20 protein-coding genes are annotated in these 13,420 nt (G+C 49.1%); 8 read left to right on the top strand and 12 right to left on the bottom strand.

Going from position 1 to position 13,420, the window contains the following annotated elements:
• The first annotated feature begins 10 nt into the window (after positions 1-10).
• Positions 11-481 carry a nucleoside deaminase gene (locus tag AC04MQ_RS14630; RefSeq protein ID WP_475392438.1) on the top strand — a complete coding sequence of 157 codons (471 nt, stop codon included), beginning with the start codon at positions 11-13 and terminating at the stop codon, positions 479-481.
• Here AC04MQ_RS14630 and AC04MQ_RS14625 read toward each other — a convergent pair.
• A complete protein-coding gene (locus AC04MQ_RS14625) occupies positions 478-825 on the bottom strand; it encodes a putative quinol monooxygenase (protein ID WP_417866006.1) in 348 nt (115 codons plus the stop codon). The genes AC04MQ_RS14630 and AC04MQ_RS14625 overlap by 4 nt on opposite strands.
• A gap of 182 nt (positions 826-1,007) precedes the next feature.
• Between AC04MQ_RS14625 and AC04MQ_RS14620 the strand changes: the two genes are divergently transcribed.
• Entirely contained in the window at positions 1,008-1,379 is a 372-nt protein-coding gene (locus AC04MQ_RS14620; RefSeq protein WP_417866003.1) for a hypothetical protein, read from the top strand.
• Positions 1,380-1,387: 8 nt separating this feature from the next.
• On the opposite strand, the gene AC04MQ_RS14615 is transcribed toward AC04MQ_RS14620, so the two are convergent.
• The 7 genes from AC04MQ_RS14615 to AC04MQ_RS14585 form a co-directional block, all read right to left on the bottom strand.
• Complete coding sequence (locus AC04MQ_RS14615) at positions 1,388-2,650, bottom strand: APC family permease (RefSeq protein WP_475392437.1); 1,263 nt, start codon at positions 2,648-2,650, stop codon at positions 1,388-1,390.
• Positions 2,650-3,315, bottom strand: a complete 666-nt coding sequence (locus AC04MQ_RS14610) for a hypothetical protein (RefSeq protein ID WP_417865998.1) — start codon at positions 3,313-3,315, stop codon at positions 2,650-2,652. Before AC04MQ_RS14610 ends, AC04MQ_RS14615 begins: the two co-directional genes overlap by 1 nt.
• 74 nt (positions 3,316-3,389) lie before the next feature.
• Positions 3,390-3,698 carry a hypothetical protein gene (locus AC04MQ_RS14605; protein WP_417865997.1) on the bottom strand — a complete coding sequence of 103 codons (309 nt, stop codon included), beginning with the start codon at positions 3,696-3,698 and terminating at the stop codon, positions 3,390-3,392.
• Between the two features lie 57 nt (positions 3,699-3,755).
• Positions 3,756-4,001 carry a hypothetical protein gene (locus AC04MQ_RS14600; protein WP_417865995.1) on the bottom strand — a complete coding sequence of 82 codons (246 nt, stop codon included), beginning with the start codon at positions 3,999-4,001 and terminating at the stop codon, positions 3,756-3,758.
• A gap of 62 nt (positions 4,002-4,063) precedes the next feature.
• The gene (locus AC04MQ_RS14595) at positions 4,064-4,246 is read right to left on the bottom strand and encodes a hypothetical protein (protein ID WP_475392436.1); all 183 of its coding nucleotides are present in this window, start codon (positions 4,244-4,246) and stop codon (positions 4,064-4,066) included.
• 417 nt (positions 4,247-4,663) lie between these two features.
• Positions 4,664-5,041, bottom strand: coding sequence for a hypothetical protein (locus tag AC04MQ_RS14590; RefSeq protein ID WP_475392435.1), 378 nt, complete (start codon positions 5,039-5,041; stop codon positions 4,664-4,666).
• 132 nt (positions 5,042-5,173) lie between these two features.
• A complete protein-coding gene (locus tag AC04MQ_RS14585) occupies positions 5,174-5,923 on the bottom strand; it encodes a hypothetical protein (protein WP_475392434.1) in 750 nt (249 codons plus the stop codon).
• A 148-nt stretch (positions 5,924-6,071) separates the two neighbouring features.
• Between AC04MQ_RS14585 and AC04MQ_RS14580 the strand changes: the two genes are divergently transcribed.
• The gene (locus tag AC04MQ_RS14580) at positions 6,072-6,548 is read left to right on the top strand and encodes a hypothetical protein (RefSeq protein ID WP_417865987.1); all 477 of its coding nucleotides are present in this window, start codon (positions 6,072-6,074) and stop codon (positions 6,546-6,548) included.
• Positions 6,549-6,649: 101 nt separating this feature from the next.
• Positions 6,650-6,997: an FKBP-type peptidyl-prolyl cis-trans isomerase gene (locus AC04MQ_RS14575; RefSeq protein WP_417865985.1), complete on the top strand. Its 348-nt coding sequence runs from the start codon at positions 6,650-6,652 to the stop codon at positions 6,995-6,997.
• 5 nt (positions 6,998-7,002) lie between these two features.
• On the opposite strand, the gene AC04MQ_RS14570 is transcribed toward AC04MQ_RS14575, so the two are convergent.
• The 3 genes from AC04MQ_RS14570 to AC04MQ_RS14560 form a co-directional block, all read right to left on the bottom strand.
• The gene (locus tag AC04MQ_RS14570) at positions 7,003-7,674 is read right to left on the bottom strand and encodes an SOS response-associated peptidase (protein ID WP_475392433.1); all 672 of its coding nucleotides are present in this window, start codon (positions 7,672-7,674) and stop codon (positions 7,003-7,005) included.
• Positions 7,675-7,732: 58 nt separating this feature from the next.
• A complete protein-coding gene (locus AC04MQ_RS14565) occupies positions 7,733-8,350 on the bottom strand; it encodes a DUF4423 domain-containing protein (RefSeq protein WP_417865980.1) in 618 nt (205 codons plus the stop codon).
• Between the two features lie 259 nt (positions 8,351-8,609).
• Positions 8,610-8,942 (bottom strand): alpha/beta hydrolase, encoded by a 333-nt coding sequence (locus AC04MQ_RS14560; protein WP_475392432.1) that lies wholly within the window; start codon positions 8,940-8,942, stop codon positions 8,610-8,612.
• 383 nt (positions 8,943-9,325) lie between these two features.
• Here AC04MQ_RS14560 and AC04MQ_RS14555 point away from each other — a divergent pair, with 383 nt between their 5' ends.
• From AC04MQ_RS14555 to AC04MQ_RS14540, 4 genes are all read left to right on the top strand, one after another.
• A complete protein-coding gene (locus tag AC04MQ_RS14555) occupies positions 9,326-9,769 on the top strand; it encodes a hypothetical protein (RefSeq protein ID WP_417865976.1) in 444 nt (147 codons plus the stop codon).
• A gap of 73 nt (positions 9,770-9,842) precedes the next feature.
• On the top strand, positions 9,843-10,970 hold the full coding sequence (locus AC04MQ_RS14550) for a sensor histidine kinase (RefSeq protein ID WP_417865974.1): 1,128 nt from the start codon (positions 9,843-9,845) through the stop codon (positions 10,968-10,970).
• Positions 10,971-11,079: 109 nt separating this feature from the next.
• Positions 11,080-11,883 carry a DUF4423 domain-containing protein gene (locus AC04MQ_RS14545; protein WP_417865972.1) on the top strand — a complete coding sequence of 268 codons (804 nt, stop codon included), beginning with the start codon at positions 11,080-11,082 and terminating at the stop codon, positions 11,881-11,883.
• 10 nt (positions 11,884-11,893) lie between these two features.
• Positions 11,894-12,970: a hypothetical protein gene (locus AC04MQ_RS14540; protein WP_417865970.1), complete on the top strand. Its 1,077-nt coding sequence runs from the start codon at positions 11,894-11,896 to the stop codon at positions 12,968-12,970.
• Here AC04MQ_RS14540 and AC04MQ_RS14535 read toward each other — a convergent pair.
• Entirely contained in the window at positions 12,883-13,416 is a 534-nt protein-coding gene (locus tag AC04MQ_RS14535) for a hypothetical protein (protein ID WP_417865968.1), read from the bottom strand. The genes AC04MQ_RS14540 and AC04MQ_RS14535 overlap by 88 nt on opposite strands.
• Between the last annotated feature and the right edge of the window lie 4 nt (positions 13,417-13,420).

Here is a 13,420-nt window from a genome sequence, read left to right as displayed (position 1 = left end):
GGAGTTCTTCATGAACAACGATCAAATCAGATTTTTGGAAATGGCCGTGAATCTTGCCGCAGAAAATCTGCAGGAACACCATGGCCGTCCTTTTGGAGCCGTGCTGGTTAAAAACAATGAAGTCATCGCCACCGGAGTGAATCAGATCCTGCTGACACAAGATCCCACCTCTCACGCCGAACTTTCTGCCATTCGGGCCGCAAGTCAGGTGCTGGAAAGCCCGCGTCTGGATGGCTGCGTGATTTATGCCAGCGGCCAACCCTGCCCGATGTGCCTGGCAGCGATGCACATGACCGGCATCAAGGAAGTGTATTACGCGCTTTCAAACGACGATGGCGAAGCCGTGGGACTTTCCACGGCACGCATCTATGAACAAATGCAAAAAGCCCTTCCCGAACAATCCATCAAGATCACCCACACCCCGCTGGTCGGCGCCAGAGACCGACTTTACGAAGGCTGGAAGCGGCTTCAGAGACTTTAAGGTGCGTAGGCTTCCGGCGGAAGCTCGCGCGCACTCTTGCCAGACCCCGGCAGCTTGTCGGCAATGACATCGATTTGCTCAATACGAGGTTCGGTTGCAAACAGATCCGGCGACTGTGCAAACAGCGCTTCTGCCACTTTACCGGCCAGATGAGCTTTTCGCCCGGACTCATCCGGAAAAGCATCAAAGATACCAAATTCATGGGAATTCAATCTCAAGGCGAACCACGCCGTGGTTTCTGGCTCATCCTCCACCAAAGCAAGACCATCCTTTAAAAATCTTTCCACTTCAGCCTCTTTACCCGGCTTGGCCTCAAGACGAACCAACAGTGCACACTGAACCATAAAAAACCTCTCTTGTTGCCTTTGAGTACATGCCATTTTTCTGCGAACACCAAGAGACAAGATTTCACTCTGTCAGCTCTCAGACTAATAACACGGTCAAACTCAAACCTTGGACCTGTGTTCCCCACAAAAATACAAATTGGAACTTGTTAATTGGTGAACATTGAAAGCAAACTTAGAATATGAAAACACTCATGATGATCGCCACTCTGATTTTTGTTGCAGGCTGCTCCAGTCAGCCTAAAACCACACCGTCTGCTGAAGCCGAGCTGCCTAAGGCATCTCCACCTCCTGGCGGCGGGACACGTATGTACGAAGGCGCAGCTCCTACAGCCATCGAGGCCTCTCCGTCCAAAGCTGCTCCCGTAGTCAGCGAAAAAAGAAGTTGCGACACTCCGCTGGGCACAATCCCTGACGGAGGAAAAGCCACAGGCTGGCTTAAACCATCTGTACCTGCGGATGAAATATGCATCTCAGACACACTGACTTGCAAAGACGGCACCTGGTCCGGCCAGGCCATTTACCCAACCTGCAAAAAAGAAAAAGCCAAGTAGTTCATTTATCAGGCGCGGCGCCGATGCAGCGCCTGATACACCACCAGAACGAAAGTCACAATTCCCACTCCGACATAGTAAACCTGCTCTTCAAAATGAAATAAAAAGAACAAAGCAATCCCGGCAGCCAACACCGGCAGCACCGGCCATCCACCCACTGATCCCGGAACTTGAAACGGTCTTTTCCGCTTCGGATCTTTGCGGCGCAGATATATAACTGCTGCATTAACAATAATAAAAACCACAATCGTCACAAAAGAAGATACGCTGGCGATGATTTCAATTTTCTCCAATGGCAGAAACAGCAATGTCAAAACAAACACCAACAGTGATGCCAACCAAGGACTTTGCCGCTTTGGCAGAATTGTGGAGAAAACTTTGGGCAAATCCCCGCCGCGCGCCATCCCCAGACCGATCCGACTGGCCGCCAAAAGAGCAATCATCACTGTATTGGCAGTGGCAAACAAGGCGATGGCTCCCAATGCCCTGGCGGCCTCGGGCGAATGCCTCATCAGAGCTCCACTCAAAACAGCATCCGACTTTTGCAAACCATCAGGACTCATCATCGCCAAAGCTGCCAGACTGACCGCCACATAGAGCACGGTCGTCAGGGCAAGGCTGACTAATATCGCGCGGGGGATGTTCTTTTCTGGCTCTTTGGCTTCTTCCGCCAAATTCACCATGCTTTCAAATCCCAGGTAGGCAAAAAAAATCAGCGATGCACCTGTTGCCACTCCCCAGGAAAGCGGGGCCGAAAGAGCCTCACCGAAGCCCGGCTGCTTGATGCCGAAATAGACAAAAATCACCAGCCCCGAAAGCTCCACCAGCGTGAAAAAAATATTCATCCAGCCTGACTCACGCACGCCCCAGATATTCACCAGGGTAAAAAGCGCCAGCACCGCCACCGCAACCAGTGCTTGCGACGCCTTGAAAAAGTCCTGCAGATAGGCGGCAAAGGACAGAGCAACGGTGGACGCCGTGCAAATTGCAGCAAAAATCATCAGACATCCACATAAAAAAGAAAGGATCTTTCTTTGCGGAAAGATCTCTTTCATATAGACATATTCTGCGCCCGCTTTGGGAAAAAGTGCCGCCAGTTCCGCATAGGAAAGCGCCGTCAACAGAGCTGCCACGGCGGCCAGCAAAAAACTCAGCCACAATCCTTCATGAGCAACGCCGGCAGCCTTGCCAATCACCGAATAAACACCCGCCCCCAGAATCATGCCAGTGGCATAGAAGATCAGCATTAGCAAACCCAGGGTTTTTTGCACTAGTATCCCTCTTCGATTTCCTGCTTAACACTCATGACCAAACGGTCTTTATTGTATATGTACTCGGTCGGATACAAAACCCCGCCGTCAGTTCGCAGTGACGCCAGAATGCGCGCATAGAGCTCGGCCGCATGCAACCCCTGATCTGCCACATTCTTGAACTTCGCGCGAACCTTCGAACTTCGCTTGCTGATATTCAGATATATTATATCCATACGCAACTCCACCTCGTGCGCCACACAGGGAAGATCCACAGGAACCCCGCACTTTTGATCCGCCGGAACAAAGTCCGTCACCTCTTCAGTAAGGTCTGCGATGTTGCCTGACGGATTGGCCGCCAGATTTTCAAGGCGAGTGGATATGTAAAGAATCTTGCTGGCATAGTGATCCTCGCGCTGTTTTTTGTTTTTCAGATATGTGTGGGTTTGCGCTGCCGAATTGGAATAGGCTTTGTAAGCCGTCTTATAACCATTCAGATCCGACACCAGAAGCAACTTGTCGATTTCAGTGATCTGTCCTGAATTAAAAAGTCCGTCCACCAGCAGAAGCATCTTCTGATGAGCCTGATCCAACACCAGATCCGCCTCTTTGGGGGTGGCCGAAAAAACTTGCAAACTGAAAAGAAGAACACCGAGGATCGTTGAAAGGAAAAAGCCATGCGCCATAGATCACCTCTCTGCCCTTGAGTGTAGTGACAATATCTTCAGACGGTAGCTTGAAGGGGAAAATACAAGGGCGCCTAAAAGTCCTGCAGGCCCAGAATCTCTTTGCAGGCTTCCATTTGACGGTCAATTTCGGTCAGGGCTTTTTCAAGCTTCAGCATGTCGCGATCATCCAGGTCAGCTTCCATCGCAGCCACTACAATGGGGTGCTTTTTCAGCCACTGCCCCTGTCGGGAAGCGTAGTTTTCAGGCACACCGGATCGCAAAGCCGCCAGCCGGGCATCGCGGTCCTTGAAAAACTCGACAATAAATTTCAATGTTTCCAAAGTGAGAAGTTTGCGATGCGCCTTCAAACGTGAAGAAAAACCCATTTGCCTGATCCGCATGAGACCGCCTCCGAAAAGAAAAGCTTCTCATCTCGCACCCAAAGACGCAAGCCCCCTCTAATCCTCCCAGCGGGCGGCGTGCCCACTGCTCCATGAAGGAGGATCACTGGCCGGGAATGAATCCTCCGAAGAGGTGTCCACCTCGTGCTCTTCATGGGGATGGGTTTCTTCGCGCACCTCCCGATAGGAAGACTTGTATTTGCTGTAAGCATAAAGCCCCAATGCAGCGCCACCGAATATCCCCAGCAACGCAGTCAGCGGCAGACGGCGGGACGCAGACGACACAGAAATGGCTTCTTTCATAAGACACCTCCATAACAAAAGAGAGGCGATAACGCCCCTCTTCTGCAAACCTCACAAGTTCGTCACTCTTCCATTTCCTCATCGCGTGAGTATCTTTCAGTGGTTGAGCGGGAACTTCTATTATCGCCTTCTTTATGGGAAGGCTTTTGAGTTCTTTCGGTTCTTTCAGCGGGTTTGGCAGCAGGTTGTTTTACGCTGCTGCTTTTATCCGCGCTTTTTTCGTTAAAGTTTTTATTGGTAGCCATAAAGACCTCCCTTTAAACCTACCCTATGATAAGCCCCGGGGAGTCAGATGGTACTGGACCGCTGTGCAAAAGCAGCGATATCGAAAGTCCAGTGTCCAGAAAATAAAAAAGCCCGCTGCACTAGCGGGCTTGTTCACGGCCACAGTCTACGGCCTAAGTGGGCCTAGTCTAAGTGTGCCAGGCATTCTAGAACGGATGGTCCGAACAGTTTCACTTTAAGAGATTCAATAAATCCCATCATGGAAGCCTCCTTTTTTCGTAATTGCTTCTTGAAAGCAATATACAGAAAAGCCCCTTTCAGATCGACTGCATAGAAAGAATTCAGATATGCACTTTATGCATAGCCCAAATAGAATAAAAAAGGCGCTGAAGGTAAACCCAGCGCCTTTTCAGAGTCATACTTGTATTTTACAGGGACTATTGCTTACCGATCATGCACTGGGCATTAACGGCTTTTTTATTCACCAGGACAGTCTGGATGAATTTGCCGTTTTTATCAGTGTAGGATTTGTAGCCTACGGACTGATCACCGGAAATACCCCAGAACTCGATGATCTCAAGATCAAAATCTGTGTAGTACTCACCCGCTTTATAGAAGATGTAGGAACCATTGGCATCAGCCTGGAAGGCATCAATACCGGAACCTGCCGCAGCCACAAAACCTGTCACCTTGCGACCTTCAACGATCAGGTTTGCAGTAATCTGGGTGTCATCACCAACACAGTCCACCTGCATAACAGCGGCTTGCGCCGTCACGGACAAAGACAACAAAGAAACAAAAGCAGTCAGAAGCATTTTCACAGGAAAACCTTTCGTTAAAATTTCCAATTCTCTATTCACGCCAAAAACTATACGAACAATAGATGCCCGGCTCAATAGATGCCGCAGCTCTGAAAAGCGCAATATAGGCGGAAATTCGCGGAACGATCAGGTCAGTTTTTTGGACGATGGCAGGGTCTCTTCGCTTGGAGCAGACTCTTTTAGCATTGCAAAAACGGCATTCTGGAAGCACACGAGGGAATCCCCGGACTCTGAGTCAAACTCTGCGATGAACTCGCGCTGAAAGGTCCGTAAACGCGCAATAGCCTCTGGCAGGCGCGAACGTTCCATGCGGATAAAGTTGGTCGAATACTGGCGGGACTCTTTCGGAACCAAATCAAAAGATCGTTCCAGCAGACCCAGAACTTCCTGGTGCATTGACTTGGGATCTGGCTTTTCCGGAATCCCGGGCTCCAATGCCAGAACCTCTGAAGAATTCATCCCCAGAATCGGTGCCAGCATCTCGGCCAGGCTTTCGGTGTCCTCAAAGCGAGGCATGCGAAGTCCTTCGCGCACGATATAACGAGCAAGAGAGTTCTTCTTATCCCCATCGAGATGATTCAGGACCATGATACGAAGTGTGCTGCTTTCGATGGATTTTTCGTACTTTACCAGATTGGCGAAGTGATTCTTTTCAAGCTCAGAGAACTCGAAGTACTGGCACATGGTATCCAGCAGCTTGTCGCCGATATGTCTTTTGCGATTCAGGATCATCGACAGAGCGGATGGATAGGAAAGACCCAGATGACGAGTCCACACGGACAGACTCCAGCCTGCGCGGTTTTCACTGCGCCAGCTGTTATAGTCCGCCAGAAAGGCGCGATAGTCCTTGTAGTTCAGAATATCAGACTTGTTCATCGTGGCACCCTTATACCTCAAGGTCCCACCAACCGTTCACAGGTTTAGTGAACGTTCACAAGGGAAGTGAAAGGTTTTCATGGAGCACCGCTTGTCCTGGAAAATTATCTATGTCAAACATCTCGACATCAAAACAAAAGGAGTTTTTATGAAACTGATGATCGCTATGCTTATGATGTTGCCGACTTTGGCTACCGCTGCCACTGAAATCGTTTACAACAGCTCTTCCAACCCATACATCCCGGCTCGTGGCTATGTTACAGCTCAGCAAATCTGCCTGAACGCCAACAAAGATTCTTTCAAAATCTTCGTGGCTCAGCACACAGTTGAAACTTGCGACTCTGTAAAAACAGACTACTCTGACTCCACTCGTCCTAAAAAAGTATGCGTAGGCCGCAAAATGGTTACTGTTCCTGCGACGACAACAACAGTATCTGCTTTCACTAAAAAAGAAGTTTGCCAAAAATGGAACCGCAATGACTCTGCTTACCCACGTTGCGTAAGCTCTGTTATGAAAGACACAATGTACTCCACTTCCTACACTCAGTACAAATATGAGCAGGCTGACTGGAGACGTGAGCGTCCTATTTCTGCTGTAAACAAATACATCGAAACTTGCAAATAAGACCCTTTGACCAAGGATCTTTGCAAAGGCGCTGGCTGAAGAGTCAGCGCCTTTTTATTTTCACGATTGCCCTGGCCCCCCACATTTCGTAGGATGTCCCCATGACATCTGAAATGCCTGAAGTAAAAATCACTGACACCGTTATTGGAACCGGCCAGACCGCCAGCAAAGGCGCTCTGGTGTTTTGCCATTATGAAGGTTTTCTGGAAGACGGAACAAAGTTTGATTCCAGCTATGACCATGGACGGCCTTTTGAATTTGTCGTGGGCTCAAAGAAGGTCATTGCCGGCTGGAGTATAGGATTCCTGGGCATGAAAGAGGGCGGCAAGCGCACGATCTTTGTGCCGGCGCACCTGGCCTATGGCGAACGCCAGATCGGCCAGTTCATCAAGCCCCATTCCAATTTGATTTTTCATGTCGAACTGATTGAAGCCCGCCCGCGAGAATAGACTCTTCACTCACCATCGTCGAACAGAGCCATCTGTCCGGAGTGATTCTTCAAAGCCTCACGTTCGGTGAAATCGAATTCAACGATCTCACGTGTGTTCTTCAAAAAATCCACGTATTGCTGGGCGGATTTGCGGGCAGAAAGCCACTCGTCCCAATGAGACTCAGCCAGAAAAATGGGACAACGGTCATGCCCCGCCGCCAACACGTCTTCCGTTGGCGGCCCCGTAAGAATAGCAACGGATTCGATCACTTCACCGGTTTTTCGATCAGTCCATGAATCCCAAATACCAGCAGCACTGAGCAGACGCCGGTCCTTGGCGGCAATTGCAATATTATGACCGGCGTAGCGACCTTCGTAAACGGATTCAATAAAGAATTTCACCGGAACCAGGCAATGACGGCTTTTAAATGTCTCTCTCCATGAAGGTTTATTCAGCACCTCTTCAATGCGGGCATTGTAGGTGGCAAATTTGGGCTTTCGAACTTCAGACCAAGACGGAATCAGGGAGTAATTCATCATCTTTGCCTGCATTCCCTCCCGTCCCCTTAAAATAACCGGAGCTGGAGTGTGAGGATAGATGATCTGCAAAGGCAGGGTCATCACCTCTGGCAGCTTCAAATGATACGTCCGCATCAACAAATTAAATTCGTCCGCAGATCCATACCTGGCACACATCACTCACCTCAGAAATGATTTTGGCACTAAAAGGAACCAACATCAAGTCGCCGGCGGATTATTGCAAGGGAACCGTCAGCGGGAAGAGCTGAATATTCAGATTATAGACCTCGGACGGCTCACCTTCTTCAGCAAGCAATGAAAGACGTTGACGGAACTTCTTAATCAGGGCTTTGACTTCGGTCATCTTGTCAGGATTAAAGGCCATGGTGATTGCGGAGTAGTCCCGGCGGTCCGGAGTGGTGACTTTCAAAACTTCAATCGCCTTGTTCATGTCAGAAACGTGGGCCTGCACCAGGGCATGACTTGGAATATCGGACGTCGTCCCCAAGCTGGCTACAGTGCGCACAAAAGTCGCCCCTTGCATCTTGATAAAGCCAAGGTTCATCAAAAGATCCAGACTGTGCTGCACTTTTTCAACCGGTATTGCCAATCGCTGGCTGATCCATTTTTCGCTGGATTGAAATTGCGGGATGCGCATCAGATTCAAAATTGCAAAGTGCTCCCAGCTGGAAATCAGTTCCAGCTGCTGCTCGGTCAATCGCTTCTGCACACCGAACTTGCGTGAGCGTGTGGCGATCATGGAATAAACCTGATTGCGCTCTTCCACACCAAGTTCGAGTCCCAGAACAATTTTGCTGGCATAAAACTCACTTAAAGGTCTTTTCCCATGCATAAGCTCATTCAAACAGCCCGGGGATATTGCTACTTTCTTTGCCAGAGAGCGGAACGAAAAACGTGGATTTCGTTTTTGAATTTCATCGAGTTTGCTTTTCAAAAAATTACCGAATGGATTCGACATAAATCTCCAAAAAAATCTTGTGGAATTCTTTAACTTTTTTGGGTGTACTGGCAAGTCTTATATAATCGTTTAGTTCCTCGCACAGACCAGAGGGAACACATCATTTCATTCAACGAAGATCACGGAACATTAACTATCTCAGAAGGGAGTTCACGGCATCCCAGTAGGATTCAAATTCAGAGAGATTGTTGTGATCTCCCCCCGGAATAAGAACATATGAGCTCCTGTTGGAAAACCGAGAAAGCTTATAGCCCATCTCTGCCGGGATAACCTGATCCTGATCCCCATGAACAATCACAATCGGTGATTCCACATCGCGAATCCACTGATTTGACGGCATTGAATATTTCAACAGAATTTGCGGGAACCACGAAAAACGCAACTTCGCCATCTCATACAAACTGGTATAGGGTGTTTCCAGAATCAGACCATCGACATTGTTATCCGCGGCGGTTTTTACCGCCACACCAGAACCGACGGAGCGACCATAGATAATAATCCATCATCCACATTGCATCCGGTTTTCTGCGAAAGTTCAGCGGCGACATCCCCCCAGCTGTCCATAGCCCCCGCATTACCGTGAAAATACAGAATCACTGCTTTGGGAGCAGGGACCTTAAAAAGAAGGCTGTGAACTTCAGCCCCAAATACGAAATGGCAACAACTCGAACAATGCGTTTCAAATAAGAAAAACCCTGATTTCTCATGTTCACATTGTACGCCGAAACGGTTTTTATTGTAAATTTCCGGTAATATCGAATGACACTCTGTCACTCATTATATCTCAGTATTGACACTCGACACGGCCGCTACAACCATAGAGTCACTTTCCAAACAAGGCGGGCCTGTATGAAATCAACATTGTTTGCATTGATAATGGCATCATCTTCACTGGCTTGGGCCGGCGAGACTGTTTGCACTCTGGAACAATGGGATAACGAAAAAGTTGCTTTTTCTGCAGACTTTCAAACTATTCGCCATGATATCTACGATGAAAATGGCAATATCTTTAAGTCAGAGACCCTGCATGGCGAAGGGCTTGTGGGCGGTATAAACATTCACCCAAAAAACGATTCCTGCGATCAGAGTGTCTTTGAATTCAAAGGCATAAACCAGATTCTGACAACCTGCCAACTTGACAAGGCCATTCACAGTTTTGACTATCTTACCGTGGACTTCCGGTACGACCAGGATAAAAAGAACGGTTATTATATCGTGAACTCCTACTATCAGGCCGGATCCAGCAACCACAGTCTGAAATTTAAAGATTGCCACCAACAACAAAAGCAATAGTGCCAACAAACACGTTGGGAATATCCTAAAAGTAGAAGATCATTCAGGGAAACATCTGGCCATAGGTGAGCCCATGATTGAGCCACAGACCCTCTCCACGGCTGAACTGCTTAGGCAGAACAGAGAGTCCATTGAGAAGCTTTGGATCGAACGGGTGCGGAGGAAAAAGTCCCCGCACCAAGCCACTACTTTGTCTGTCCTGCAAAAATCAGTGGGCAGTTTCGTTGAGCATCTGAGTATCGTTTTAACCCGTAAAGACCCCTCGATTGCAGCAAAAGTCGCCGCGAATATCGCTCATGAGCAGAGCCAGGAGCCAACCTCTGAAAACCACCGCCTGGCCTCGTTGCTAAAAGAATTCAGTGTGCTGCGTGAAGTAATCATCGAGGTGTTACTGCAAAGAGGCCATCTGTCTCATGCTGACAGGTCGCTGCTTGACCAGGCAATCGACATTGCAATCACCACGGCGGCAGAAGAGTTTGTACAAAACCAGAATGCTGAGATTCACAACGCACTTTCCAATGCAGAGTCCAGCAACCAGGAGCTCACCCACTTTGCCGCGATCGCAGCCCACGATCTGAAATCCCCTTTGGCGACTATCATCGGATTTGTGGATTCCCTGCAAGACGACGAATTCAAAGAAAAGCTGGGAGTCGAAGGGGGCCAGATGCTCCACCGAGTCAGCTCGGCAGCGCATCGCATGAACACCCTGATAGACACCATGCTTGAGTACGCACGAATTGAATCCACAGAAAGGCTGTTTGAAGCGACACCTATAGAAGTCCTGGCCCAATCCGCCGTCGAGAATCTGAATGACCAGATCCAGACCACTCAGGCCCGTATCACGATTGAACCGCTCCCCACCCTTCTTTGCGATGCACCTCTCGTGACACAGCTCTTTCAGAACCTGATAGCGAACGCTTTAAAGTTTCGGAGCCAGAAAACACCTGAGATAAAAATCAGCGCACACCTTAACGGCGACACCTGGGAATTTACCGTCGAAGACAATGGAATCGGTTTTGATCCAGAGAAAAAAGATGAAATCTTTGATCTCTATAAAAAGCTTCACGCGCCTTCACAGTATCAGGGTTCCGGCATCGGACTTGCCACTTGCAAAAGAATCGTGGAACTGCATCGAGGCAAAATCTGGGCAGACTCCATTCCCGGCGAGGGCTCAACGTTTACCTTCACACTGAGCGCATGAATCAGGTGTTCCTTACATTTAGGAAATGTTTTTTCAGCTCTTCTTTTCATTGGAAAGCGGCAAATAATTTCAAATACCGGACAGATTAGAACTGCTCCCCAATGTACACTTGCTCGAACTTAGAGGGGCTGCTAATTCTGCGATCCTTATGTCGGGACTTGAGAATCTGCCGTATTTTGCACTCAAACTTCAGGAACAGTTTCAGGCCAAGAAAGCCCGAAACAAGCGCTATTCTCTGCGCTCTTATGCGCAATTTCTGGAGATGAATCCCGGCACTCTGTCCTCGATCATCAAAGGTAAACGCCTGGTGCCTTTACAGGAAGCCGCCAAGATTATGCAAAAGCTTTCTCTGGCCCCCAAAGATCAAGAGCAGTTCCTTCTAAGCCTCGGGGTCAACACACCCCCAGACTCCGCATCCTACAAACTGGATCCCAGCCGCTATGCTGTGATCTTTGATGAGTGGGAGTACTTTGTGGTCCTGGCGGCATTTCGTCTGGCGGACTTTAAAAGCACCACCAGCTGGATTGCAAACAAAACCGGAATCACCGAGCTTCGCGTGGATGAGTGCCTGGAAACAATGGAGGATCTGGCGATCATCTCCCGAAAAGGTGCTGTCTGGGTGCGCAGCCATAAGAACCTGTATTCAACTCACGACATCCCGTCCCGGTCACTGCAACAAGCACACTTAAACTCTTTGATCATGGCCAGACAGATGCTTTCACGGGTGCCGGTACCGGAGCGGGATTATTCGTTCCTGACCGTGGCTCTGGACGAAAAACGATTTAAAAAACTGAAAAAACTGACCCTGAAGTTTCGTGATGACGTCTTTGACCTGGATGAACAATCCAAAAAGGGCGAGCTTTACCGCGTGAATCTGCAGTGTTTCCCCATCCTTTCACCGAAATCCAAATAGGAGCTTCATCATGACGACACTGATTCATCTTCTTTTTTACTCTGTGATTTCGATGGCCGGCGGTGACTGGGTCGGCAATGGCGGCAATGTTATTTCCTGCGGAGACTCCTTGCGACTGCTGGACTACTATGAAGGCGAAGAGCAGCGCCGCATTCTGCCCGAACTGGGTCCAGAACACATGAGCTTTCAGCAGAAGGTGTATTATGTATTACACCGCCTTGAAGATGTGAACCCCACCCGGGCCAGAATGTATAAAAAATGGTTCCGGACTTTCGATGAAGAAACCCAGTGGTTCATTGTTGGCAAGTTTCTGCCGATTCGCGACTCGGGCGTGGTGATTATCCCAGAAGATTGCAATATTCAACAAGTCGCCATCCAGCGCCCGACACCTCTGATCATGCCGGGTGACCGGCGCTACGTCATTGACCTTCGTTTGTTCGAAAAACTCAGCGAAGATGACAAAGCCGGTCTGATTTTACATGAGCTGATCTATCGGGAGGCCATTGAGCTGGGGACCGCCTCCTCCCCGGGAGTACGTTACTTCAATCAGGTGATCAGCTCTTACCTGATGAAGTCCTTCGACAGCCGCACGATGCTGGATCTGGTACGCACGGCGGGCTTAAAACACGTCGACTATCACGGCTTTGCCGTGGGACTTGAAGCGGCTCAATACCATGATGACGGCAGTATCCGGACGGCGACGGTCTGGGGCGGAAGCCTGCACGGACAAAACATCACCGGAAAGTACGTGAATTTCTATCCGAACGGAAAGATCGAATCGTTCCTTTACACCAGTGCCGATGCCTACACCTTCAACCTCAACGGGCAGACTTTCCCAATCGGCCATGATGGCTCCTTGTCCCGCATGATTTTACTCAAGTTCCATGACAACGGAAACCTGATGTCCGTATCCATAAAAAACAAAACCCCGTTCATCTTAAACGGCAAACAAGTGTTGCTGTCCAATCTGAACGGGGCCGTGACCTTCTGGCCCAACGGTCAACTGCACACAGGAACTATTGAAAGCTCTGAATATACCGGACCACTGGTTTTAAGCCAGGAAGGCTCCCAAATCATGAAACCATGAGCGCCGTTACTGGTCGTCACGATGATCTGATAAACACCACCGTCGTGAGCGTACAGCTTTAAAAGGAAGTTGCGCTCGCTCACCGCCAAAGTATCGGAATAGAACTCAAGAACAACCTGATGAGTGAATTCATTCACGCGGAAGATACGAGGTGAAGCCGCGATTGCGTGCACATCACTTAAGTCTGTCAAAGAAGGTTTCGCAAAGCGGTTGGAGGTATTCGGAACCACTTTACCGTCCTTGCATTCTGCATCCAGCACATCCAGAAGGATCTGCGTAGTATAGGCTTTTCGGATCACCATACCCACAGAGAGCACCACAATATCTTGGGCATCAACCTGTTTTGAACAATAGTACTTGGCATGCTCTGGAGCGTCCAACGACACAGACTGAGCCTGGGCAGACAAAGAAATCAAAGCGACGAAAGACAGTACAAGAATACGCATAGTT

The organism is Bdellovibrio sp. MYbb2, from assembly GCF_056175685.1.
Note: the sequence above shows the minus strand (reverse complement) of the source record. Positions and strands in the feature narration are given on the sequence as shown.

Bases quoted from the DNA above. Each gene is read 5' to 3' on its own strand.
- AC04MQ_RS14630 (WP_475392438.1), top strand. From the start codon at position 11: ATGAACAACGATCAAATCAGATTTTTGGAAATGGCCGTGAATCTTGCC.
- AC04MQ_RS14625 (WP_417866006.1), bottom strand. From the start codon at position 825: ATGGTTCAGTGTGCACTGTTGGTTCGTCTTGAGGCCAAGCCGGGTAAA.
- AC04MQ_RS14620 (WP_417866003.1), top strand. From the start codon at position 1,008: ATGAAAACACTCATGATGATCGCCACTCTGATTTTTGTTGCAGGCTGC.
- AC04MQ_RS14610 (WP_417865998.1), bottom strand. From the start codon at position 3,315: ATGGCGCATGGCTTTTTCCTTTCAACGATCCTCGGTGTTCTTCTTTTC.
- AC04MQ_RS14605 (WP_417865997.1), bottom strand. From the start codon at position 3,698: ATGCGGATCAGGCAAATGGGTTTTTCTTCACGTTTGAAGGCGCATCGC.
- AC04MQ_RS14600 (WP_417865995.1), bottom strand. From the start codon at position 4,001: ATGAAAGAAGCCATTTCTGTGTCGTCTGCGTCCCGCCGTCTGCCGCTG.
- AC04MQ_RS14595 (WP_475392436.1), bottom strand. From the start codon at position 4,246: ATGGCTACCAATAAAAACTTTAACGAAAAAAGCGCGGATAAAAGCAGC.
- AC04MQ_RS14590 (WP_475392435.1), bottom strand. From the start codon at position 5,041: ATGCTTCTGACTGCTTTTGTTTCTTTGTTGTCTTTGTCCGTGACGGCG.
- AC04MQ_RS14585 (WP_475392434.1), bottom strand. From the start codon at position 5,923: ATGAACAAGTCTGATATTCTGAACTACAAGGACTATCGCGCCTTTCTG.
- AC04MQ_RS14580 (WP_417865987.1), top strand. From the start codon at position 6,072: ATGAAACTGATGATCGCTATGCTTATGATGTTGCCGACTTTGGCTACC.
- AC04MQ_RS14575 (WP_417865985.1), top strand. From the start codon at position 6,650: ATGACATCTGAAATGCCTGAAGTAAAAATCACTGACACCGTTATTGGA.
- AC04MQ_RS14570 (WP_475392433.1), bottom strand. From the start codon at position 7,674: ATGTGTGCCAGGTATGGATCTGCGGACGAATTTAATTTGTTGATGCGG.
- AC04MQ_RS14565 (WP_417865980.1), bottom strand. From the start codon at position 8,350: ATGCATGGGAAAAGACCTTTAAGTGAGTTTTATGCCAGCAAAATTGTT.
- AC04MQ_RS14555 (WP_417865976.1), top strand. From the start codon at position 9,326: ATGAAATCAACATTGTTTGCATTGATAATGGCATCATCTTCACTGGCT.
- AC04MQ_RS14550 (WP_417865974.1), top strand. From the start codon at position 9,843: ATGATTGAGCCACAGACCCTCTCCACGGCTGAACTGCTTAGGCAGAAC.
- AC04MQ_RS14540 (WP_417865970.1), top strand. From the start codon at position 11,894: ATGACGACACTGATTCATCTTCTTTTTTACTCTGTGATTTCGATGGCC.
- AC04MQ_RS14535 (WP_417865968.1), bottom strand. From the start codon at position 13,416: ATGCGTATTCTTGTACTGTCTTTCGTCGCTTTGATTTCTTTGTCTGCC.